Here is a 20,579-nt window from a genome sequence, read left to right as displayed (position 1 = left end):
CCCCCGCTTACGGTCAGGTGACCGGTGGCATCGGGGACTTGTCCAGCAGCAACGCCCTGCGGGCGGAGCCGACGTGATGGCGCATCGCCGCAACAGCAGCATCGGGATTGCGCGTAACGATGGCGAGGAGAATGGTCTGGTGCTCCTCCAGCGACCCGGATCGGGGGTGCTGAGCGGAGAGGTTGCGGTACTGGCGCATCACCAGGGGGTAGAGCAGCGTGTCGTAGGCGCGGGCCAGAGTTGTCTGGTGCGCTGCCAGTTTGACCTGCTGGTGAAAGCTGCGGTTGCCACGCGAGTAGGCGTCCTGGTCCCCGCGTGACTGCGACTCCTCCATGTCCTGCAATGTGCTGCGCAGCCGTGCGACCTCCTCGGCTGTGGCCCGTTCCGCCGCTTTGCCGGCCAGTGCCGACTCCAGAATCTCGCGGGCCTCCAGAATGTCCGCTGCCTCCTCGACGGAGAAGCTCCTGGTGCGCACCCCACGATTGACCTCGCCGGTGATATAGCCCTCCTGCGTCAGCCGCGCGAGCGCGGTGCGCATCGTGCTCCGTGACACGTCGAACATCCGCGTGAGGTCCGCCTCGGTGAGCCGCGTGCCGGGCTCGATACTCCCCGACAACAACAAGGAGCGCAGCCCCTCGTAGGCTTGGCTGTAGCGGGTGCCCGAGGCTTTCGCTCCGGATTCGGCACCGATGCTCTCGCTGTCCACCGCGGCCGCCTTCCTCTTGCGTAGAAGTGAGAACTGAGGCCGGAACACTAACCGACGACATGGCAGGTCAGCTTCCGTGCGCGCCGAGGGACGGGTAGAGACGGCGGGCCGTGCCCGCGAAGATCTCCTGCTGGACCTGCTCCGGCAGTCCGACGAGGACCTCCTGGGCGAGGGCGAGGAGGTCCGGCAGCGACTGCTCGGCCGCGGGGCAGTTCGAGCCCCAGGCGATCCGCTCGGCGCCGAACGTGTCGAGAACCGGTCCGAGGAACTCTCCGGCTCGCTCTCCCGCATCCTGCAGCCGCTCAAGGTTGCGGTGGGTGAGCTTGAGGTGCAGGCCGGGGTGGGCCGCAAGTTGGGCAACCTCGGCACCGGCACGGGCGGGCGAGGAAGCGATGTCCGGGTAGCCGATGTGATCGAGGAGCACCTTCACACCCGGGAACCGCTCCAGCAGTTCCACCAGCTGCGCGGTGGCCGGGCCCAGGCGCATCTGGAGGCAGACCGGCAGGTCCAGTTCCTGGGCCTGCTCCCAGAAGGGGAACGTTTCCGGCGCAACGAACCACTCACCTTGCGTGGGCACGGTGCTGCCGCTGGTGAACAGCCGGACGCCGGCCAGTCCCCCTTCGCCGACCGCAGCCTTGAGGTTCGAGGCGGCATCCGGTCGCAGCGGGTCGACGGTACCGACGGCGACGAAACGCTCCGGCCAGCGGCGGCTGCTGTCCAGGACGTAGGAGTTGTCGTAGCCGTAGTTCGTGGTGGCCTGGACCAGGACGGCCTGGTCCACGCCGGTCTCCTCCATGCGGCTGACCATGCCCTCGGCGGTCACCGGCCGGGTCGCGGCCCATTCGGACTGCTTGCCCCCGATGGGGTCCTTGGGGTAGCGGGTCAGGTCCTCGGAGATGATGTGACAGTGTGCGTCGACGACGTCCACGTGCTGCTCCCTTCGTCTTCTGTCTTCGGTGTGATCTGTGCGGGCCGGCTCAGGCGTCCGGGTAGTCGCCCTTCGCGAACAGCGAACGCGCGTCGGAGGAGAAGTCCGCGTCGAGCAGCCCCTGATCCTTGGCGAACCGCACCATCGCGTTCAGGCTGGCTTCGTTGGCCTTGATCCCGTAGGGGACGGGGTCGCCGCCGATCGCACGTCCCTGCCTGGCCAGCCGGGGCACGGCCGACCACTGGGGCTGCGCGGCGAGGTGGCGCCGCTTGCTCTCCACGAAGGCGGCGTACAGCTTGGTCGGCAGGCCGGGGTCGCGCTCCACGAGCTCGGTGCGCACGGAGATCAGCGAGTGCAGGGGGTAGACGCCGGTGCGCAGGTAGTGGTCCACGGCGAGAGTGCCGGCTTCGGCGAACAGCGGGTAGGGGCCGTCCCCGCCGGCGGACTCGGGTTCTGCCGCCGCCGTCCACCCGGCCTTGGGTGCGCCGGCCCGTCCCGTCCCCGCGTTTCCGGTCAGTGCGGCGTCGATCTCTCCGGCGCGCAGCAGCTCGCCCAGCGAGCGGCCGTCGGTGACGCGCTCGACGTTGGAGGGAACCCGGCCTTCGATGTGGTCGTCGTCGTCCACCACCCAGGTGATCTTGTCAATGTCCACTCCGTACTGGTCACGCAGCACGCCCCGTACCCACACACCCGTGCTCACCGAGTAGGCACGGACACCGACCCGGCGTCCTTCCAGATCCTTCGGCACACGGATGCCCGAGTGGGTGGCGCACTGCACGTCGCCGTGGTGGAAGCGCCTGTTGAGGAACACCGGCACCGCGGTCAGCGCAATGCCTTCCTGGCGTGCCATCAGGTAGGAGACCGGAGCCAGTTCGCACACGTCGAACTCGAGGTCCCGGATCATGCGCCGGTATGCGCCGATGACCGGCTTGACCTGGACGGGCTCGATCAGGAATCCGTCTGTCTCGGTGTCGCCGTCCAGCAGCGGCTGCGCGTGCGGGAAGTCTCCGAGAACTACCGTGAGCTTGTCCATACCCTGTCCTTTGCTGTTTCTGATTCGGTTCCGGCTGCCGGTGCGGCGTTCAGCCGCCGAGGCGTGCCGGGGAGACGCCGAGTGCCGCGCAGGACCGCTCGACGAGCTCGTCGTAGTCCACCGCCCGTGGAATCACGTCCTGCTCCAGCGCGTAGGCGGCGGCCTTGGTGAACGCCGCGCGCAGTCCTTCGAAGCCCACGGGATGCAGGGCGACAGGCCCGCCCTCCTCGTTGGCGGTGAGTACGGAGCGCATCGCGTCGTAGGCGGCGAGGATGGCGGCGGAGTGCTCCGCCGCGGCTGCTTCGGATACACCGACCACGTGGTTGACCGGGATGAATCCCTGGTCCCTCGACCACTGTTCGGCGACCTCGTGGGCGCTGTCGATGGCGGTGCGGATGCGGTCGTCGGAAGGCAGTTCGTTGCCCATGATCCCGAAGTCGACCCGGCCCTCCAGGAAGTCCGCCGGCAGCTTGGCACCCTGCGGCGCCCGCTGCACCCAGGACGGGTCCTCAGCACCCTGGACGTGATGGCCCTCGTACGTCGTCCAATCGGCCTTGCGCAGATCGACGCCGTACTGCTCGGTGAGGAAACCGCGCATCCACACACCGGTGGTCTGGCTCCAGGCGCGCACTCCGACGCTGTGTCCCTCCACATCGGCGGCCGACAGCTTGCCGAGGGTCACCAGAGTCTGGTGCTGGTGGCGCCCGAGGGCCGTGACGGGCAGCAGCAGGACCGGCTTGCCGTGGGCCAGGGCCTGCAGAACGGTCACGATCGCCAGTTCACACAGGTCCACGGTCGACTCGTTCACGAAGCCCCGGGAAGCCTTGTGCACCGGCTTGATGTCGACGCGCTCCGGCTCCGAACCCGCTTCGCGGGCCGCCGACAGTGCGGCTGCCGCGAGATCATCGCGGCCGAGCACCAACTTCATCTTCTTCTCCTCTTTTCTTGCAAAGCGCTGGAGCGCTTCAGACCTGCTGGCCGGGGCGCACCGTCCGCGGCTTGTGGTGCCGCTCGTGGTGCTGACGCAGCAGGTCGACGCCGAAGTCGTTGCCGTTGGGGGTGCGCACGATGGTGTGGATGTGACGGCGCGAGGGGTAGTCGTTGTCGAAGAGCACACCGGCCATGTGCTCGAACTCGACGAGGATCACCGGGCTGTGGAAGCGGTAGTAGAAGGTGCCGTCCGGGTCCCCGGCCCAGCCGAAGCGGGTGTCGCCCTCGTGAGCCAGCACCTCCTTCATGCGGAGCCGGGCGTGGTGGTCGTCGGCCCGGTTCACGTACAGACCGAGAAGCTGGAGGGCGGTCTCCCGCTGGCCGGAGGACATGTCGGCGAGCCGCAGTCCCTGGCAGTCGAGCTCCCAGTTGTCCCGGAACGCTCCGACGAGGAGCTCCTTGGGCATCGCGTCCGCGATCACGGCGCGCTCCCGCTGCCCTCCGTCGAGCTGAGTGAACAGCTCATGGCCCAGTGCTTCCTCGCCCCGGAAAGCCACAGTCCCGGCGTATTTCCCGGACCCGGCGACCACGGGCTCGGCGCCGAGGAAGGTGGGGGTGAGAACCATCTGGTCCCCGACGAACACGCAGTTGATGTTGACGTGGTGTCCGTCCAGCTGCCAGCCCCACGGGCCACCGGTCTCCGGCTCGCCGTAGAGGGAGAACCAGTACAGCCACTCGTTGAGGCCGTCGGTGTTGTCGCTCATCTCACCGATGGTGAGGTTGAGGCGCATCAGGTCGACCATCTGGCGGTACCCGTCGACGCTGAGGCTGGCCCGGATGACGGCCAGGGCCCGGTCGCGCCCCACGTCGTCGAAGTCCTCCAGCAGCAGACCGTGGCGCAGGAAGTAGCGGGCGCCGTTGTTCCAGTGACGCCAGCTCACGTCGTCCATCGGGAACCGGCCTTCGGCGAGTTCCTCCGCGGTCAGGCCGGCCAGGTAGTCCTCCGCCGCCAGGTACACCTTGCTGACGTCCGCGCCGGTGTCGCGCAGCGGGAACAGTCCCGGCTCTATCCCGTCCGACGTGGCCACACCCCGGAAGGGTTCTTTGGCCGCCCTCACTCGCCAGGCGATCTTTTCGAGCAGGTCGGGCGTCCAGGTCTCCGGCTTGCGAGTGGGCGGGTTGCCCCGCTTGCGCAGCCCTACTGGTTCTCCCATCGCTGCTCCTCCTCTCGGTGTTTGCTCACGGTGCGCCGCTGGGCGGCACACCCCTGATCGATCGCCTCCTCAGTTGTCGAGGAAGGCTGTCTTCTCCTCGATCGCCTCGACATCGACCGGCGTTCTGATGAGGTCCTGCTCCTGGGCGTAGCGTCCGGCGATCTCCAGGCAGGCGATCAGGGATGCGCTCCATCCGGCCGTGACCGCACGTCCGGCGGGTGAGTCGTCGCGCTCGCCGGCGGTGGCCACGATCGCCTTCTTCAGAGTTCGGTAGAAATTGAGCACGGAGTCCGGACGGGTGCGCAGGACGTCGTCGCGGACCACCAGCAGGTGGTTCGCCGGGACTGTCCCGTGCCGCTCGGCCCATGCCGTCCCGGCGCTCTCGGCATCCGCCACGAGCGGGACCAGTCCCGCGCCCTGCCCGCCGATCGCCTTCGGGCCGAGCACCGCCGCGGCCACGTCGCCGGAGCGCAGCAGGTCCACGACCCGCTCGGCCCCCGACCGCTCCACATAAGAAGGGTTGACGTACTGGGCGACGTGCACGTCCTCGGTGGTCACCCAGGTCACGTCCGAGGACTTGACCCCGTACTCCTCCTGCAGCCAGCCCCGCACCCACAAACCGGTGGTCTGGCCGTACGCGCGGACGCCCACCCGTCGGCCGACAAGGTCCCCGGGAGTGATCTCCGGGTCCTGCGGCAGCCGGGTCAGGGAACGGTGGTGGGTGCTTCCCACCAGTACCGCCGGCAGCAGGGTCAACGGGATGCCGGCGTCGCGCGCCTGAAGGTAGGTGGCCATCGGCATCTCACAGATGTCGTAAGCCAGTTCACGTACCATCCGGGCGAAGGCCGGGGGCAGCGGAGAGGACTCCAGGTACTGGCAGCCCACCCCGTCCACAGGGATGGTTCCGTCCTTCAGCGGCCGGGTGTGCGGGTAGTTGCCCAGCAGCACGGTCAGCGGTGCCGTGGGGTGTGTCTCGCTCATGCGGCTCACACGTCCTCGCCGTACTGGATGCGGCGGTACGGGGTGCTCAGCACCTCTCGGGTGATGCGGACGTCGATCACTGTGGGCCGGGGAGCCCGCACGTACTCCGCCAGTGCGTCACGCAGCTCCTGTGCGGTGCGGACCGTGGCCCCGCCACCGCCAAGTGCCTGGGCGACCGCGCCCAGTTCCGGCGTGGAGATGGTCGCCAGCTCAGGGTCGAGTCCCTTGGCCTTCGCCTTGTGGTATTCGGCGCCCAGGCCCTGGTCGTTCATCACGACGACCAGCAGCGGGATGTCGTACCGGCACGCCGTTTCGAACTCGGACAGGTGCATGATGAAGCTCGCGTCACCCTCCACCACGAAGCCGGGCTTGTTGCCCTTGGCGACCATCTGGCCCATGGCGATCAGGGGTGCCTGGCCGATGGCGCCGAACATGCCGTAGTTGGAGAGCACGTCACGGGAGCGCTGGAAGAGCATGGTGCCGAAGTCGGTCTGGTGTCCGCTTCCCAGGACCAGACCGATCTCGCCCGGAAGTTCGTGGTCGAGGATCCAGATGGCCTCGCGCGGGTCGAGCCGGCCGGGCTCCTGCACGTACTGCGGCTGCTGGAGCCGGCCGGTCAGGTGCTGGCGGACCTGGTCGGTGTGGTAACCCTCCAGCCGGACCGAACGTTCCTGAAGCACGCGGGTCAGCTCGCTGAGAGCCGTGACCGCGTCGGCCTGCAGGTAGCAGTCCGCCCCCTTGCCGTTGCCCATGACCAGGTGTGGAGCGGTGTCGATCTGGATGTACTCGGCCTCGGGGTAGAGGTAGCCGCTCTCGATGGTGTAGTGGTTCAGGCTGGCGCCCACCGCGATCACGCAGTCGGCTTCCTGCAGCAGCTCCATCGACAGCTTGTCGCCGAACAGGCCCGACAGGCCGACGTGGAAGTCGGTGCGGTCGCACAGCCAGTTCTTCGCCTGCAGGGTGGTGGCCAGCAGGCCGCCCGTCTGCTCCTGCAGAGCAAGGATCTCCTCGCCCGACTCCGCCTTGCGTGCACCCCGCCCGGCGATGATCACTACACGCTTGGCGTCCTGGATCAGGTCGCAGGCTGCCTGGACCTTGGACGGGTCGGGCAGCAGCCGGGACTTCTCGATCAGGGCGGTGGACGGCACATAGTTCTCGTCGTAGTCGTCCATATCGGCGACCTGGACGTCGAACGGCGCGCTGATCATGACCGGCTTGGACTTGGTCCGTGCCAGGTAGAAGGCGTCTCGTACCGCCTCCTGAGCGTTCTCGGGCCGGGTCACCTGGATGAACTCGCACTCGATCGCGGCGGCGAAGCGCCGTTGGTCGAGGTACTGCGTGGCTCCCTCGTCGCCCAGCGGGGTCTCCCCGCAGAAGGCCACCAGGGGGGTGCCCGCCCGGCTCGCGCAGAGCATCGAAGTGGCGAGCTGCGAGACGCCGGGGCCGCTGGTCGTGGTAACCACGCCGGGCTGTCCCGCGCCGCGGGCCCAGCCGTCCGCCATGCCGAGTCCGGAGCCCTCGTGCCGCACCTCGTACAGCCGTACACCGCGGTCGGCGAGCGCGGCCATCCAGTGCATGTTGGCGTCGCCCATCATGCCGAAGACGTCGCTGGTGCCTTCCTTGACGAACGCCTCGGCGAGTGCTTCGTAGACCTTCACTTGTGGGACTCCTTCACGTTCGCCGCGGCCGTCGCCCGCGCTTTCAGGACGCCGTCGAGCCGTGAGAAGACCCGGAGCGCGTTGCCTCCGTAGACCGCCTGGCGGTCGGTGTCGCTCAGGGTGTCGATGGAGTCGAGGGTGTACTTGGTGTCGTCGAACCGACGCCCGGTCTCCGGGTCCACGCTGCGGACGGCGCCGATCATCTCCGAGGCGAACAGGACGTTCTGGGCGGGGATGATGTCCAGCAGCAGTTCCATGCCGCGCTTGTGGTACACGCAGGTGTCGAAATAGACGTTGCGCAGGATCGACTCCTCCAGCGGCGGCCGACCGCGGTCCTGCATCATTCCGCGGTAGCGGCCCCAGTGGTACGGGACGGCGCCGCCGCCGTGCGGCAGGATCAGCTTCAGCGTCGGGAAGTCCTTGAACAGGTCCGCCTCGCACAGCTGCATGAACGCCGCGGTGTCGCCGGCGAGGTAGTGGGCACAGGTGCCCTGCATCGCCGGGTTCCTCGACATCGCGACATGAACCATCGCGGGGACGTCGAGCTCGACCATCTTCTCGTACAGCGGGTAGTAGACCCGGTCCGTCAACGGCGGCGCCTGGTAGTAGCCGTCCGATGGGTCCGGATTGAGGAGACAGCCGATGAAGCCCAACTCCTCTACGCAGCGTTCCAGTTCGATGACGGAGTTGCCTAGCGAAGCGGCCAGGGCGTCGCCCGGCGACTGCGGGAGCTGGCACACGCCCACGAACCGCTCGGGGAAGAGACCGCACACCCGGGCGATCAGGTCGTTGCTGACCCGGGACCAGTCGAGGCTGGTCTGCTCGTCGCCGTAGTGATGAGCCATCTTGCCCGCACCCGGCGAGAAGACCGTCAGGTCGGTGCCGCGCTCCATCTGCAGCTTGAGCTGCCCGTTCTCGATGGCGGTACGGATCTCGTCGTCGCTGATGTGCAGCTCGTCGGGCGAGACCCGGGCGCCGCATTCCTCGAACGCTCTGATCTGCTTCTCGCGCCACTCCCCCAGCGCGGGAGGCGCCGTGGTGAAGTGACCATGACTGTCGATGATCATGAATTACTCCGAAACTTGCGATGCGGTGGTGACGTGCCGTGCGGCCCGGGCTGGTGCGTCCCTCAGCTGCGGCCGGTCAGCTCGCGGGCCTTCTGCAGGCCGGGGTAGGTACGCACCGGCGCCGACATCAGGAAGCGGTAGCCGTCGTCGAGCACCTGCTTGACGTTGCCGGCGGTGACGTGCGGGTGGGCAACGGCGACTCCGCGCTCGGCGCAGATGTCGAGGATCTGCCGCTTGCACTCCAGGACACGCGGGTGTTCGTACTGGCGCGGGAAGCCCAGTTCCTGGCTCATGTCGCCCTCGCCGATCAGGATCAGTCCGATGCCCGGCACCTGGTCGAGGATGTCCGGCAGGTTCTTGATGCCGAGCTGGTCCTCGATCATGAGGCCGACCAGGATCTCGCCGTCGGGGTCGAGCGGCCATACGTCGGCGCGGGCGTAGTACTCGATGTTCGAGATGCCCCAGTACCGTGTCGCGGCGTGCGGGCCGTCCCCTCGCAGGCCGGCGGGCTCGTAGCGCGGAGTGTCGGGCAGTCGCGGGTAGCGGCAGGCGGCGACGGCGTTACGGGCTTCCTCCACGGTGGAGATGTGCGGCCAGATGATGCCGAACGCGCCCAGGTCGAGTGCCTGCTTGGCATGCCACTGCGCCTTCTCCGCACCGTTGGCGGGGATCCGCACCATCGGGGTGACGTCCGGCGCCAGGCTGTGCGCCTCAAAGACCCGGCGCCTGCTCAGCAGGTACTGGAAGCTGTCTTTGAGCGCATTGATGTCCCAGGGCTTGTGCTCCATCTCGAACACCACGGCGTCGTAGTCCGAGTTGCTCAGCTCGATCGCCGACGTCGGATCGGCCGCCGCGAAGGTCGCGAAGACGTGCTTCCCTTCGGCCAGGGCGCCGATCACCTTGTTGAGCCTGGATGTTGTCATCGCCGACCTCCCTGGTCGAGTGCCTCCGCGGACTTGCCCTCAGGACGCTGCGTCGTCCGTCCCGCGCGCCTGGCCCGTTGATCTGCCCACCACGCCCGCAAGCGGGCAAATAGTCCGGCCGACCGCGGCTGAGCGGTCCGCGTCCCGTCGGATGTGGCTGCGGCAGGTTCCACTGGCGTGGCAGCAAGGGGCTCGGCAGGAGCGGCGGCGCACTTCTGGACCAGTTGGTCGGTGAACTCCTTCGTCATTCTGGAGACCACCATCCCCGCACCCGACTCGATCAACTTGGCGAGTTTGCCGTTGAGTTTGATCTCCCCGTCGCAGAAGACCCGCGAGGCGCCGGGGGTGTCCCCCTCGACGACCCGGAAGGTGGCGCCGGCACTGAAGCGGGTGGCCCCCTGCCCGTCCGCGCCGCGGGCCGTAAGACGTCCCTCATGTGCGGTCTCGTCCAGATCGAGGGAAACCCGGGCGGCGAACTTGACCCGGAGGCCACCGAACCTGATGGCCAGGGTGCCGTCAAAGGATCCGTCGTCGTGCGACGGGCCGAGCTCGGCGCCGCCGATGCACGAGACGACGGCAGAGGGATCGGAGATGACCTCCCACACCCGTTCGGGCGGACTCGGAACGACGATCTCTTCCGTGATCGATATCAAAGCTGTGTACCTCACTGGGCGGCAGGTGCGACGTCAGACGGACAAGGGGGCGTGACGGCACGACCGGCATGGTGTCTTGGGGCGCGGAGCTCCGGACATGGACCGGGGACCTGTGCGGGCTGTCCGATCCGGCTCCGGGGCCTGGCTGTGCTACGCGGCGGCCTTGCGCTCGGCGGCGAACAGACCCCAGAGGTCGTTGTAGAGCTCCGAGAACTCGGGCGACTCGACGAGCGAACCGATCTGCCGAGGACGTTCGAAGGGAACCTTGATGACACGGCGGATCGTGCCGGGCCCCTTGGACATCACGATGACTTCGTCGGCCAGGTAGATGGCCTCGTTGAGGTCGTGCGTGACGAAGATCAGAGTCCCGTTCTGCTCCCGCCAGATGTTGAGCAGTTCCTGCTGGAGTTCCAGACGGGTGATGGCGTCGAGCGGCCCGAACGGCTCGTCCATCAGCACGATGGACGGGTTGTAGATCAAGGCCCGCGCTATCGCGCAGCGCTTCTGCATGCCGCCGGACAACTCTCGGGGAAAGTGATGCTCGAAGCCGGTCAGGCCGACGAGTTCGACCCACTGGGCGACGCGCTCTTCGCGTTCCTCCTTGGGAACCTTGCGGAACTTCAGCGCCAGTCCGATGTTGGACTGGACGCTCAGCCAGGGCAGCAAGTGGGACTGCTGAGTCACGTACGCCGCGTCGGAGTTGACGCCCGTGACCGGTTCGCCGGCGTAGTGGACCTGCCCCTGCGTAGGAGTGAGCAGTCCGGCGGCCAGGTTGAGGATGGTGCTCTTTCCGCACCCGCTGGGCCCGATCACGGCCACGACCTTGCCGCGATCGACACTGAACGACACGTCCTCGATCGCCGGTCGGTGAGTCCCGGGAAACTCCAGCGTGACGTGGTCCAGACGGAGTGCCTCCGAATGGGAGTTGCGCTGTGTGGTCGACATATCTGTCTCCTCGGCCTCGTCCTCGCAAGAGCTGAAGCGGGGCCGTGCGCTCGCGCCTGTGGCGGCGTCGTGGATGGCGGTGCTGTGAAGGTGGTGCGCCTGGAGCACGCGGACGGGCATCCAGGTTGGCGTTGGCTCTCCTGCTGATCAGTCATCGGCGACGCCGACGCCGCCAGATTGTCTGACAACCGATGAGGGGAAGCTAACACCGCCATCCGGGCCGCACAAGAAGTGCGCAGGAAGAAGCCGTCATTCACAGGAATCGCGGGTTACCCATTGGAGAACTGTCCGACAAAGGGTCGTCACCGGCAGAGCGCCACACCTCGAGCGCACAGGGTGCTGCACCCGCGAGGTGGGGGCCGACACCAGAGCAACGCCGTCACTCAGCCCAAGAGCGCGGGGCGCCGGCCCGGCGGCAGAAGATGTCCCAGCCCCGACCGTGCCACGCCGACCTGCCGGGCCAGTGCGACACTCGACGGCGAACGACAGCCTCCTGGCGCGACCCCAAGAGGGCACCCCACGGGACGAAGCGCCCACAGTCGAGGGTGCGCGCATCAGCGGGCCGCTCGAGCCTCTCGACGCCCCCCTCGGAACCGGTGACGCAACTCCTGACCGGACAGGCGGGTGACCGATGCACCCAGCCTCTGATTCCGCACCCTCCAGCAGCGGCACCCCGCCAGTCTCAATCAAGGTTGAGTATGACTGATTTGACTGATTTGCAACAAGGATCGTCGGACAAAACTGTTCACCCGAAGGTTCTGATACCTGATTTCCCCTCCCGCGACAGATGACGCCCTTCCCTCCAAGGGGCAGATGAGGCGACCGCCCGGCAGCAACCACCGAGATAACGCTGAACAGACCGACCAAGCGCAACACGCAGCCCTTCACCTGGACCCTTGAAGCGCGACATCACTGCTGCTACATTCCCACGCACCACTTGTCAGACAATCTGCAATCGCGCAGGGATGGCTGACCACACAAGGAGAACGGCCGTGCCGACGCGGTAGACGAACGCCCTGTCCTGTCGGCAGACGTCGCTCACCGTCGCGCGCCCGTTCGCCGCTCACCCTGCGAGCTAAAGCAACGCTGGTGGCGAACCAACGCGGCTGCCCACCCGAGGCGCTACCACGTCAGGCACGATCCGCCGTTCTCCCTGCGCACGGAACGATCACGCCGAGATGCCAAGAACCCCCGTCGAGCACGAACAAAGGCCTCGGCTCCGCGACATCGGCGAAGCCGCACTCCCTGCAGGATGCCTCGCGATGCTGTCGGAGGCCGGAAGGACGCGAAGGGTCAGCCCTTTGATCCGCACAACCTGAAGCCTCCCCCGCCCACGGACGTGGCTAGCCCGCCACGCTGACGCACGGCTGGGGTGCTTCCCGTTGCCAGACCGGCGAGGACGCGACGCCTCCGTGCCGCCGGACCCGATCGACTGGGGAATGGCGAGCCGGCCAGGGGCTCGCCGGCTTCCCGTGCACCCGCCGGCCGATCCCCGCCCCTAAGACTTGGTGACAGGAGAATCATGGAGTACCCCCTCAGACGGACCGCGTCAGCATCCGCCAGCAGCAGGCCGTCGTCGCTCGGCGCCAGGAGGATGGTGGTCGCGACCACCATCGCGCTCGGTTCGGTCCTGCTGGCAGCGTGCAGCGGGTATAGCAGCCCCGCCTCCAACGAGGCGGAATCAGTCACCGTCGGCGTCGCGGGCAACATCTTTGACGCCCCCCTGCGGGTGGCGGATGCCCGCGGCTTCTTCCGAGAGCAGGGGCTGAAGGTCACATTCGTACATGTGACAGCAGCCAGTGGACGGCCGTCCCTCGAGTCCGGCGCCCTTGAGTTCCTCAACTCCAGCCCCACCAACTTCCTCTCAGCGGTGGCGAAGGGGAAGAAGGAAGTGGCGATCGGTGCAGACGGGCTCGGCAATCCGCTCGGACTTGTCGTGAACAAGCGGTTCGCAGAGCAGCATGCACTCACTTCCAAGACATCCCCCAAGAAGGCGGCCCAGACCCTCAGGGGCTCAGTCGGCGGCTACAGCTCGGCCAACACAAGGGCAGAGGCGGAGATGTTCCTCAAGAACCGCTCCGTGGACCTCGACGAAGTCTCCTGGGTGTCTCTGGCCAGCCCCACCGAGGACAGGGCAGCACTCACCGATGGCCGGATCGACTGGTTCGTGACCTCGGAGCCGCTTCCGTTGCAGATCCAGGCCGCCGGAGACGGCGTCGTCGTAGCGAACTCACAGACGGTGCATGAATGGTCAGGGTCCTACGCCGGCTACGGACAGGTAGTGGTGAGCCGCAGAACGTACGCCGCCCAGCACGCCTCGACAGTCAAGAAATTCATCACGGCGGTGGAACAGGGCTCGGCCTACCTGAACTTACATGTGGACGACCCGGCCATTGTCCCTGCAGTCAGGCAGGCGATGCCCGGCATCCCGGACGCAGTGATGCCGGCCACATTGAGGAAGTCGATTGGCCCTATTTCGCAGATATGGACAAGGGCACATGGAAGCACACGCTCCAGTTCGTGATGGAGTTGGGCACCCTGCCCGGGTCAGCCAAAATAGAATCGGGGTTCTGGACCAACGACTACTTGTCCTGAGCTACTCGCGCTAAGGACGATCGAGCCAGCACCGGAGCAGACCCGGCCGACGCGCAGTTGGACACACCGCTGCTGGGGAGGCGCGTGGCACCTGCGAGACCGAGACTGCATCCCGTCGGCCGGACAAGCACGATCTCGTGGACTGCTCTATTCGCCGGCGCGGTGATGCTCGGCGTTGATGCGCTGGGCTTCCTCGAGCTGGTCCTCCAGGATGACGATGCGGCAGGCGGCCTCGATGGGGGTGCCTTGGTCGACGAGTTCGCGGGCGCGGGCCGCGATGCGCAGCTGGTAGCGGGAGTAGCGGCGGTGGCCGCCCGCGGAGCGCAGCGGGGTGATGAGGCGGGCTTCGCCGATGGCGCGGAGGAAGCTCTGGGTGGTGTTGAGCATCTCGGCGGCCCGGCCCATGGTGTAGGCGGGGTAGTCATCATCATCGAGGCGGCCGAACGAATCGTCTGCTGTCATCTGTACCTTCCTGTGGAACACGCGTCGGAGGGGCCCTGGTGCCATTGGCACCAGGGCCCCGAAGGAACTGCTACACCATCAGCCGGCCTTGATCGGCTACGCCGGCTCTGTGTTTCCGCATACCTGCCGGGAAGAGGTCCGGGGGTTGCGGGGATCGCGGTTGCTTGACCGGAGACCACCTCACTATCGATGTCCTGCGGTACCCGGGCTCAACACTCCGCCCGGGCGATCCTGATGGCGCCTGGCTCCTCCGTTCTTCCCTCTGGACAAACTACTTCCGTACTCCTGGTGGCCTCTCCCAGCGCCACTCCGGCAGCCAGCCCCGTCGCCCGTCCTGCGTCTGCTCTGGCTTAGAACCCCACTGCCGAACTTCCCGGTACGCGCGCCGCAGCCTGACGCCTTTACCGAGGGACCACTGGTACTGCGACTGCACTTGCGTACTGCTCATGGTGGCCCCTGATCACTGCGGGCCACCCGGTCCGGGGCCAGTCCCGTCGCCCTTTCTGCAAATACCTGGCTTCGGAACTCCACCACCGCACCGACCTGCACTTACGTGTAGTGCTTCCCGGCAGTTCATCTCTGCCGGGCCGCTCGATCTCTTGGCTACGGGCAAAACACTAACCCCAGCGCGACCCGCATGTCTACCTCCGCCATGGCAGATTTCCTGAACCAACTGACAGTGATGTCCTGCGGTGCGCATTACCTGGAAACTGCACTGAGCACATCCACCGGGAGGTGTGAAGGACTCGCAGAGCGGGCAGGCGGGGCGTCACGTCACAAGCAGTACAACCGATCACAGGTGGGATGTACGCGTATGAGCAGTACGACGACGATCAGCATCACTTCCACGCCCCCGTACCAGCCGTGGTCCAGGGCGGCCGCGCGGCCTGTATCGGCCGGGCTCGCCCGGTCACCCGTGCCTTCACCGCCCGCCTCACCCCGGCATCCGACCCGGACAGGACGGACCCGCTTCATAGCTGCAGCATGCTCAAGGTGCCGCCGGGGCCAGCACGACGATCTGGTGAGGAGCAGGACGTGAGAAGTCTGGTGAGGAGCGCCTCCGGGGTCGGGTGGGGTGGATTTTTCGGCCGAGGTACTGCGGGGCGGGTGGGCGGGCAGAAGCCCTCTTAACTTTTGGAGGCTGTGGTGGCGTGTGATCGGCTTGGACTGGCTGAAGTGCTGGCTGCGGCAGAGGACGCCGCACCGGTGGACTCGCTTGATGTCGTGGCCCGCAATCTGCGTGCCCGGTTCGGCGCGCGGTACGTATCGTTCCTGTTCGTCGACGTGGTCGGCAGACGTCTGTTGCGGGTGAACGACACAGCAGGCGCCTCACAGGGGCACCGAGCTGAGAGAGTCCCCCTCGTCGGCAGTGGCATCTACGACAAGGTTCTGCGCGCCCAGAGACCGGTGCGGTTGGAGGAGGGCGGGCAGGGGCAGCGGGTCCTTGCGCCGGTGACCAACCGCGGGGACACCATCGGCGTGCTGGAGCTGTTCCTCGACGTCGTGACCGAGGACGTGTTGGAGCAGGTCGAGGAGGCCGCGCACGCGCTGGCGTACATCATCGTCACCGACCGTCGCTTCACCGACCTCTACCACTGGGGCAATCGCACCACGGCGGTCAGCCTGGCGGCGGAGATCCAGCGCCAGCTCCTCCCCTCGGCCCCCTCGTGCGAGGCGGCGGAGTTCGCCCTCGCCGGAGCCCTCGTTCCGGCCTCGGACATCGCCGGAGACACCTACGACTACAGCCTCGACAGCAACGCTCTGCACCTGTCCGTCACCGACGCCATGGGCCACGACGTCAATGCCTCACTCATCGCTACCCTCGTCGTGAACGCCTCCCGCGGCGCACGCCGCGCCGGAGCGGATCTCGCCGAACAGGCCCGCCAGATGCATCAGGCCCTCCTCGATCACGGGCGGCACACCTTCGCCACCGGCCAGCTGCTGCGCATCTCCCTCGACGGGAGCCTCGCCCAGCTCGTCAACGCCGGCCACCCCGGGCCCCTCCGGCTTCGCGACGGCACGGTCGAGGAGCTGGGCCTGGCCGTCGACATGCCCTTCGGCTTCACCTCGCAGGGGTCCTATCAGGTACAGGACATCGACCTGCGCCCCGGTGACCGTCTCGTGCTGCACACAGACGGCATGCAGGAACGCGAAGCGCAGACGGTCGACCTGCCCGGCCTCCTGGTCCAGACCGCCGCCGAGCACCCACGCGAGGTCGTCCGCACTCTGGTAGCCGCAGTGGCCGACGCCTACGGCGACCGACCGCCGAAGGACGACGCAACCGTCCTGTGCCTCGACTGGCAAGGCCCCGCGGCAGCACCTGCCGATCGGGCGCCCTGAGCCCGCTCAGGCTCTCTTAGATGGCGGGTTTCCCGGGTCGAATTCCAGGAGGAGCAGCGCGGAGTCGTCGTTCGGGGTGCTCCCGGTGAACGTGGCCACGTCGGCACGCAGTCGGCGCAGGGCTGTTTCCGGACGGCCTTCAGCGAGCAGTGGCCCCGCCCGCTCGGCCACTGGGTAGAAGCGGCCGGTGCCGTCCCTGGCCTCGCTGAGCCCGTCGGTGTAGAAGAGGATCCGGTCGCCGGCCTGAAGAGTCGATCGTGTGACCCCTTCCTGCTGGGGGTCCGCTCCCGCTAGGGCGGTGAGTCCGAAAGGTGGAAGGGACACGCTCGGTTCGATCAGCTCGGCCCGCCCGTGGGTGGTCACCAGCAGCGGAGCGGGGTGGCCCTGGTTGAGCACCACGAGGTGTCCGGCGTCGCTGACCTGAGCGAGGAGGCCGGTCACGAACCGCTCGCCGTCAGTGCTGCGGTCCAGAGCGGTCTCCACGCGACGGGCGATCTCCGTCAGCTGGACCGCGTCGGGAGCGGCTTCCCGGAACGCGGCCAGCACCACGGCCGCGCAGCGTACGGTTCCGAGCCCCTTGCCCTGGACATCGGCAATCACTACTCGGGCCCCCCGAGAAGAGGCCACCGCCTTGTACAGGTCCCCTCCGACGCGGGTGGCCCGACTCGCAGAGACATACGAACCAGCGAGTCGGACGGGGCCGATCATCGGCGGCACAGGGGCGAAGAGCACGTCCTCCAAGGTGTTGGCGACTTCCTGCACATCCACGAGGCGTCGTTCCGCCCTGCTCCTGGCCCACGCCGCGTATGACGCGGCCAGCGTGACGTACAGGATGGCGATCAGCGCGACGTACATCCGGGCGTAGCCCAGACGGCCCGAACTCGCCGCCACTGCGACGCAAACGGCCATCGCGACCACGCCCACCGCCGGGACGAGGCGTACAGGTCCACGCGCTGCGGCGAGAGCCGGGCCGGCCGCGTAGACCGGCAGCAGGTTGAACTGGGTACCCGTGGCTACGTCCACGACGAGGGCGATTCCCATGACCGCCAGCGGCAGTGCGGCCGGTACCGCCATGGCTGTTCTGAAGAGGCGAAGAAGCACAACCATCTCCCGCACTCACCGATCCAGGTACCTAGATCAGCATACGGAGGCAGGGAGGAACACACGAGCCGAAGCGTGGGCCCGGCCCACAGTCTGCGGGCAGGCCCGCGAACGATCCGTCGGGGCCAGGGTCTGGCCGCACACGAGAGCCTGCGGGCCCTGGGCAGAGACCGGTGCCCCGGGCAAGCGGTCACCCTCAATTCAATGGAGACCGCAGCTGCCCCAGCAGCGGCCGGCCACAACGTCACCCAGGCGCACGACCCTCCCCGCACCCACCCTGACCTGCTGCAATGTACGCGTCAGGAGGCATGCGGGGGCGAGCCGTCCACTCCACCCCCTGCTCGGTGGGAAACAAGCAGAAAGGCTACTCGAGCCACGAACCCGCAGCTCAGGCCCTTTTCTCCGCAGGCTCCGACGGCGTCATGCGGCTCCCTGGATTCCGCACAGCGTCTCCAGCATCCGTCACATCGACGGTGCGCGCAGCGGACAAGGGCGACCGACGACCACTGGGCCACTTCGCCACAAGCTCCTGCAGGTCACCGCTGCTTTGGACGAGGCCGGCCACGTGGTGGGTCGGCGAACCACACGGTGCGATCCTCACCGATCACGGCAACCCGTCGACTTCTGGCCTCGCGAGCCGGCCGCTGGTGAGGATCCGAAGCAGGGCGTGTCGGGGGAGGTCCGTCCGGGTGGGGTCGGCCGCTGGACGGGGCAATGGCCCGTGTCGCCCCGGAACCGGTGCGCAGCCGCTGCCCAGGATGCCCGTATGAGACCCATGCCCAAGCGCTTTGCCGCGCTGCGCGCCCGCGCCCGCGCCACCGGCGCGGCCTGCGCCGTGCTGGCCACCGTCGTCCCTGCCTTCACTCTCGGCCTGAGCGCGGCGCCCGCCGCCGCCGCGCCGCTGCCCGGCGGGCTGGGCCCGTGCGTGCCGGGCGACTGCCCGGACCCGTTCCCGCCGATCAACAACGGGGACTTCGCGGGCCGGGACGACGCGATCAACATCTACGTCGGGGACGACTTCCTCGTACGCGGCCGGGCGGCCGAGGCCGAGGGCCGGGTCGTGGTGCTCGACGACTTCGACCAGGACAAGGACCCGGAGGCGGGCGGTTCGTACAACCTCGGGATCGTCGGTGTCGGATCCCGTGTCCCGCCGCCCGTCGACTCCGACTTCCTGACCACCGGCGGAGACGTGACGATCGCCGATGGCCAGACCCTCGACACGACCGGCGGCCTCGTCGACGAGGTGGGCACCGTGCGCTACGCCGGTACGCAGACCGGCACCGTCACCGGGGCCCTCGTCCAGGACCCGGACGCCGCGGCACCCTACGTGGGACTGCGCGACCAGCTCACCGACGCCAGCCAGTGCTACGCCCGGCCCGGCGGGCAGCTCCGGACTCCGACCGGGACCGCGGTCAACCAGGGCACGCAGACCCTCTTCACGGGTGACGGGACGTCCGCCCTCCAGGTCTTCAACGTGGACTTCGACCTGACGGCCGACGGCGGCGGCCAGCAGGGAGTCGTCTTCGACCCCGACAGCATCCCCGACGACGCGACGATCCTGGTCAACGTCATCGGGGCCGACCGCGCGATCAACACCTACAGCGGCGGAATCGCGGACACCGACCCGCTGAACGCCTACCGCGAACGCCTCCTGTGGAACTTCCCGGACGCCACCACCGTGGACCTGGCGGGGACCGGCCAGTTCCAGGGCAGCTTCCTGATGGGCGAGCAGTCCTCGATGACCACCGTGTCCCTTCCGGGCGTCAACGGCAGGTTCTTCACCACCGGTTCGGTGACGCACACCAGCTCCGCGACCGGCGGTGGCGGCCAGGAGTTCCACGCGTACCCCTTCAACGGCGACCTCCCGGACTGCGACGGACCGCAGCCGGTCACGGGCGAGGTGCGGGTCCTGAAGACGGACGCCGAGACCGGCGATCCGCTGGCGGGTGCCGACTTCGAGCTGTGGCGAGAGACCAACGGCGTCGACGGCCTCCAGACCACCGGCACGGACCCCGACACCCTGGTGGACACCTGCACCACACCTTCGAACGGCGTCTGCGCCGAGACCACCACCGTGGGCACGTACTACTGGCGCGAGACGGCAGCACCTGAAGGCTACGAACTGCCCGACCCCGACGTGTTCGGCCCGCTCGTGCTGACCGAGGACAACGCCGACGCCGGCGTCCAGGTCGAGGCCACCAACACCGAGGAGCCGGTACCGCCGGTCACGGGCGAGGTGCGGGTCCTGAAGACGGACGCCGAGACGGGCGATCCGCTGGCGGGTGCCGACTTCGAACTGTGGCGGGAGACCAACGGCGTCGACGGCCTGCAGACCACGGGCGCGGACCCGGACACCCTCGTCACCACGTGCACGACCCCGGCGAACGGTGTCTGCGCCGCGACCACCACGCCCGGCACCTACTACTGGCAGGAGACACAGGCTCCCGAAGGCTACGAACTGCCGGATCCGGCCGTGTTCGGCCCGCTCGTGCTGACCGAGGACAACGCCGACGCCGGCGTCCAGGCCGAGGCCGCCAACACCGAGGAGCCGGTACCGCCGGTCACGGGTTCGCTCACCCTGGAGAAGACGGACGCGAAGAACGGGCAGCCGCTCGCCGGGGCCGTCTTCGAGCTGTGGCGCGAGACCAACGACGTGCCCGGCCTCCAGACGGCCGGGACGAACCCCGACACGCTCGCCGACGCGGGGTGCTCGACGGACGACACGGGTGAGTGCACGTTCGACGATCTGCCTCTCGGTGAGTACTACCTGCGCGAGACCGCCGTCCCGGAGGGATACGTCCTGCCGGCCAACCCTGTTTCGGGGCCGTTCGAGGTGACGGAGGCCAACAGCTCGCAGGGCGTCACCGTCGAACTGTCCAACGAGCGCGGCGAGCCCTGCAAGGGCAAGGACTGCAAGAAGCGCGTCCACGAGGGTGCGCGCGCCTGATCCGGTCACTCGCCCGGCCGCCCATCAATGGGCGGCCGGGCGGGGGCGCTGCTTGGCTGGCAGGACTCGGTCACTGATCCGCCAGGAGGTCCGGCA

Annotated in this window: 16 protein-coding genes; 3 read left to right on the top strand and 13 right to left on the bottom strand. The window is 68.0% G+C overall.

All coding sequences use genetic code 11. From position 1 onward, the window contains the following. Window positions 1-13: 13 nt before the first annotated feature. The 11 genes from OG408_RS36530 to OG408_RS36480 form a co-directional block, all read right to left on the bottom strand. Entirely contained in the window at window positions 14-706 is a 693-nt protein-coding gene (locus OG408_RS36530; protein WP_285566623.1) for a GntR family transcriptional regulator, read from the bottom strand. 67 nt (window positions 707-773) lie between these two features. Then, on the bottom strand, window positions 774-1,634 hold the full coding sequence (locus tag OG408_RS36525) for an amidohydrolase family protein (protein ID WP_326673791.1): 861 nt from the start codon (window positions 1,632-1,634) through the stop codon (window positions 774-776). Between the two features lie 49 nt (window positions 1,635-1,683). Then, complete coding sequence (locus OG408_RS36520) at window positions 1,684-2,667, bottom strand: ABC transporter substrate-binding protein (RefSeq protein ID WP_326673790.1); 984 nt, start codon at window positions 2,665-2,667, stop codon at window positions 1,684-1,686. Window positions 2,668-2,716: 49 nt separating this feature from the next. Then, complete coding sequence (locus tag OG408_RS36515; protein ID WP_326673789.1) at window positions 2,717-3,595, bottom strand: hypothetical protein; 879 nt, start codon at window positions 3,593-3,595, stop codon at window positions 2,717-2,719. Between the two features lie 37 nt (window positions 3,596-3,632). Next, window positions 3,633-4,811, bottom strand: coding sequence for a DUF3500 domain-containing protein (locus OG408_RS36510; RefSeq protein ID WP_326673788.1), 1,179 nt, complete (start codon window positions 4,809-4,811; stop codon window positions 3,633-3,635). Between the two features lie 69 nt (window positions 4,812-4,880). Then, window positions 4,881-5,792 (bottom strand): ABC transporter substrate-binding protein, encoded by a 912-nt coding sequence (locus OG408_RS36505; RefSeq protein WP_285566633.1) that lies wholly within the window; start codon window positions 5,790-5,792, stop codon window positions 4,881-4,883. Between the two features lie 5 nt (window positions 5,793-5,797). After that, window positions 5,798-7,450: a thiamine pyrophosphate-binding protein gene (locus OG408_RS36500; RefSeq protein WP_326673787.1), complete on the bottom strand. Its 1,653-nt coding sequence runs from the start codon at window positions 7,448-7,450 to the stop codon at window positions 5,798-5,800. After that, entirely contained in the window at window positions 7,447-8,517 is a 1,071-nt protein-coding gene (locus OG408_RS36495; RefSeq protein ID WP_285566637.1) for an amidohydrolase family protein, read from the bottom strand. The genes OG408_RS36500 and OG408_RS36495 overlap by 4 nt, the downstream gene beginning before the upstream one ends. 62 nt (window positions 8,518-8,579) lie before the next feature. Then, on the bottom strand, window positions 8,580-9,440 hold the full coding sequence (locus OG408_RS36490) for an HpcH/HpaI aldolase family protein (protein WP_285566639.1): 861 nt from the start codon (window positions 9,438-9,440) through the stop codon (window positions 8,580-8,582). Further along, window positions 9,437-10,093, bottom strand: a complete 657-nt coding sequence (locus OG408_RS36485) for an SRPBCC domain-containing protein (protein ID WP_285566640.1) — start codon at window positions 10,091-10,093, stop codon at window positions 9,437-9,439. Before OG408_RS36485 ends, OG408_RS36490 begins: the two co-directional genes overlap by 4 nt. A 150-nt stretch (window positions 10,094-10,243) precedes the next feature. After that, on the bottom strand, window positions 10,244-11,038 hold the full coding sequence (locus OG408_RS36480) for an ABC transporter ATP-binding protein (protein WP_285566643.1): 795 nt from the start codon (window positions 11,036-11,038) through the stop codon (window positions 10,244-10,246). 1,522 nt (window positions 11,039-12,560) lie between these two features. Between OG408_RS36480 and OG408_RS36475 the strand changes: the two genes are divergently transcribed. After that, window positions 12,561-13,562 (top strand): ABC transporter substrate-binding protein, encoded by a 1,002-nt coding sequence (locus tag OG408_RS36475; protein ID WP_326673786.1) that lies wholly within the window; start codon window positions 12,561-12,563, stop codon window positions 13,560-13,562. Window positions 13,563-13,780: 218 nt separating this feature from the next. Here OG408_RS36475 and OG408_RS36470 read toward each other — a convergent pair whose 3' ends face one another. Next, entirely contained in the window at window positions 13,781-14,095 is a 315-nt protein-coding gene (locus tag OG408_RS36470; protein ID WP_285566651.1) for a helix-turn-helix domain-containing protein, read from the bottom strand. A gap of 1,146 nt (window positions 14,096-15,241) precedes the next feature. Here OG408_RS36470 and OG408_RS36465 point away from each other — a divergent pair. Next, complete coding sequence (locus tag OG408_RS36465; protein WP_326673785.1) at window positions 15,242-16,435, top strand: PP2C family protein-serine/threonine phosphatase; 1,194 nt, start codon at window positions 15,242-15,244, stop codon at window positions 16,433-16,435. A gap of 6 nt (window positions 16,436-16,441) precedes the next feature. On the opposite strand, the gene OG408_RS36460 is transcribed toward OG408_RS36465, so the two are convergent. Further along, entirely contained in the window at window positions 16,442-17,509 is a 1,068-nt protein-coding gene (locus OG408_RS36460; RefSeq protein WP_326673784.1) for a PP2C family protein-serine/threonine phosphatase, read from the bottom strand. Window positions 17,510-18,302: 793 nt separating this feature from the next. On the opposite strand from OG408_RS36460, the gene OG408_RS36455 reads away from it, so the two are divergent. Next, entirely contained in the window at window positions 18,303-20,483 is a 2,181-nt protein-coding gene (locus tag OG408_RS36455) for a SpaA isopeptide-forming pilin-related protein (protein WP_326673783.1), read from the top strand. Window positions 20,484-20,579: the final 96 nt, after the last annotated feature.

This window comes from Streptomyces sp. NBC_01257 (assembly GCF_035917255.1).
In the GTDB taxonomy this organism is placed as follows: Bacteria; Actinomycetota; Actinomycetes; order Streptomycetales; family Streptomycetaceae; genus Streptomyces.
This window is presented reverse-complemented; position numbering and strand designations above follow the sequence as displayed.

Excerpts from the sequence above, each read along its gene's own strand:
- OG408_RS36520 (WP_326673790.1), bottom strand. The coding sequence starts at position 2,667 with ATGGACAAGCTCACGGTAGTTCTCGGAGACTTCCCGCACGCGCAGCCG.
- OG408_RS36515 (WP_326673789.1), bottom strand. The coding sequence starts at position 3,595 with ATGAAGTTGGTGCTCGGCCGCGATGATCTCGCGGCAGCCGCACTGTCG.
- OG408_RS36510 (WP_326673788.1), bottom strand. The coding sequence starts at position 4,811 with ATGGGAGAACCAGTAGGGCTGCGCAAGCGGGGCAACCCGCCCACTCGC.
- OG408_RS36505 (WP_285566633.1), bottom strand. The coding sequence starts at position 5,792 with ATGAGCGAGACACACCCCACGGCACCGCTGACCGTGCTGCTGGGCAAC.
- OG408_RS36495 (WP_285566637.1), bottom strand. The coding sequence starts at position 8,517 with ATGATCATCGACAGTCATGGTCACTTCACCACGGCGCCTCCCGCGCTG.
- OG408_RS36490 (WP_285566639.1), bottom strand. The coding sequence starts at position 9,440 with ATGACAACATCCAGGCTCAACAAGGTGATCGGCGCCCTGGCCGAAGGG.
- OG408_RS36480 (WP_285566643.1), bottom strand. The coding sequence starts at position 11,038 with ATGTCGACCACACAGCGCAACTCCCATTCGGAGGCACTCCGTCTGGAC.
- OG408_RS36475 (WP_326673786.1), top strand. The coding sequence starts at position 12,561 with ATGGAGTACCCCCTCAGACGGACCGCGTCAGCATCCGCCAGCAGCAGG.
- OG408_RS36470 (WP_285566651.1), bottom strand. The coding sequence starts at position 14,095 with ATGACAGCAGACGATTCGTTCGGCCGCCTCGATGATGATGACTACCCC.
- OG408_RS36460 (WP_326673784.1), bottom strand. The coding sequence starts at position 17,509 with ATGGCGGTACCGGCCGCACTGCCGCTGGCGGTCATGGGAATCGCCCTC.
- OG408_RS36455 (WP_326673783.1), top strand. The coding sequence starts at position 18,303 with ATGAGACCCATGCCCAAGCGCTTTGCCGCGCTGCGCGCCCGCGCCCGC.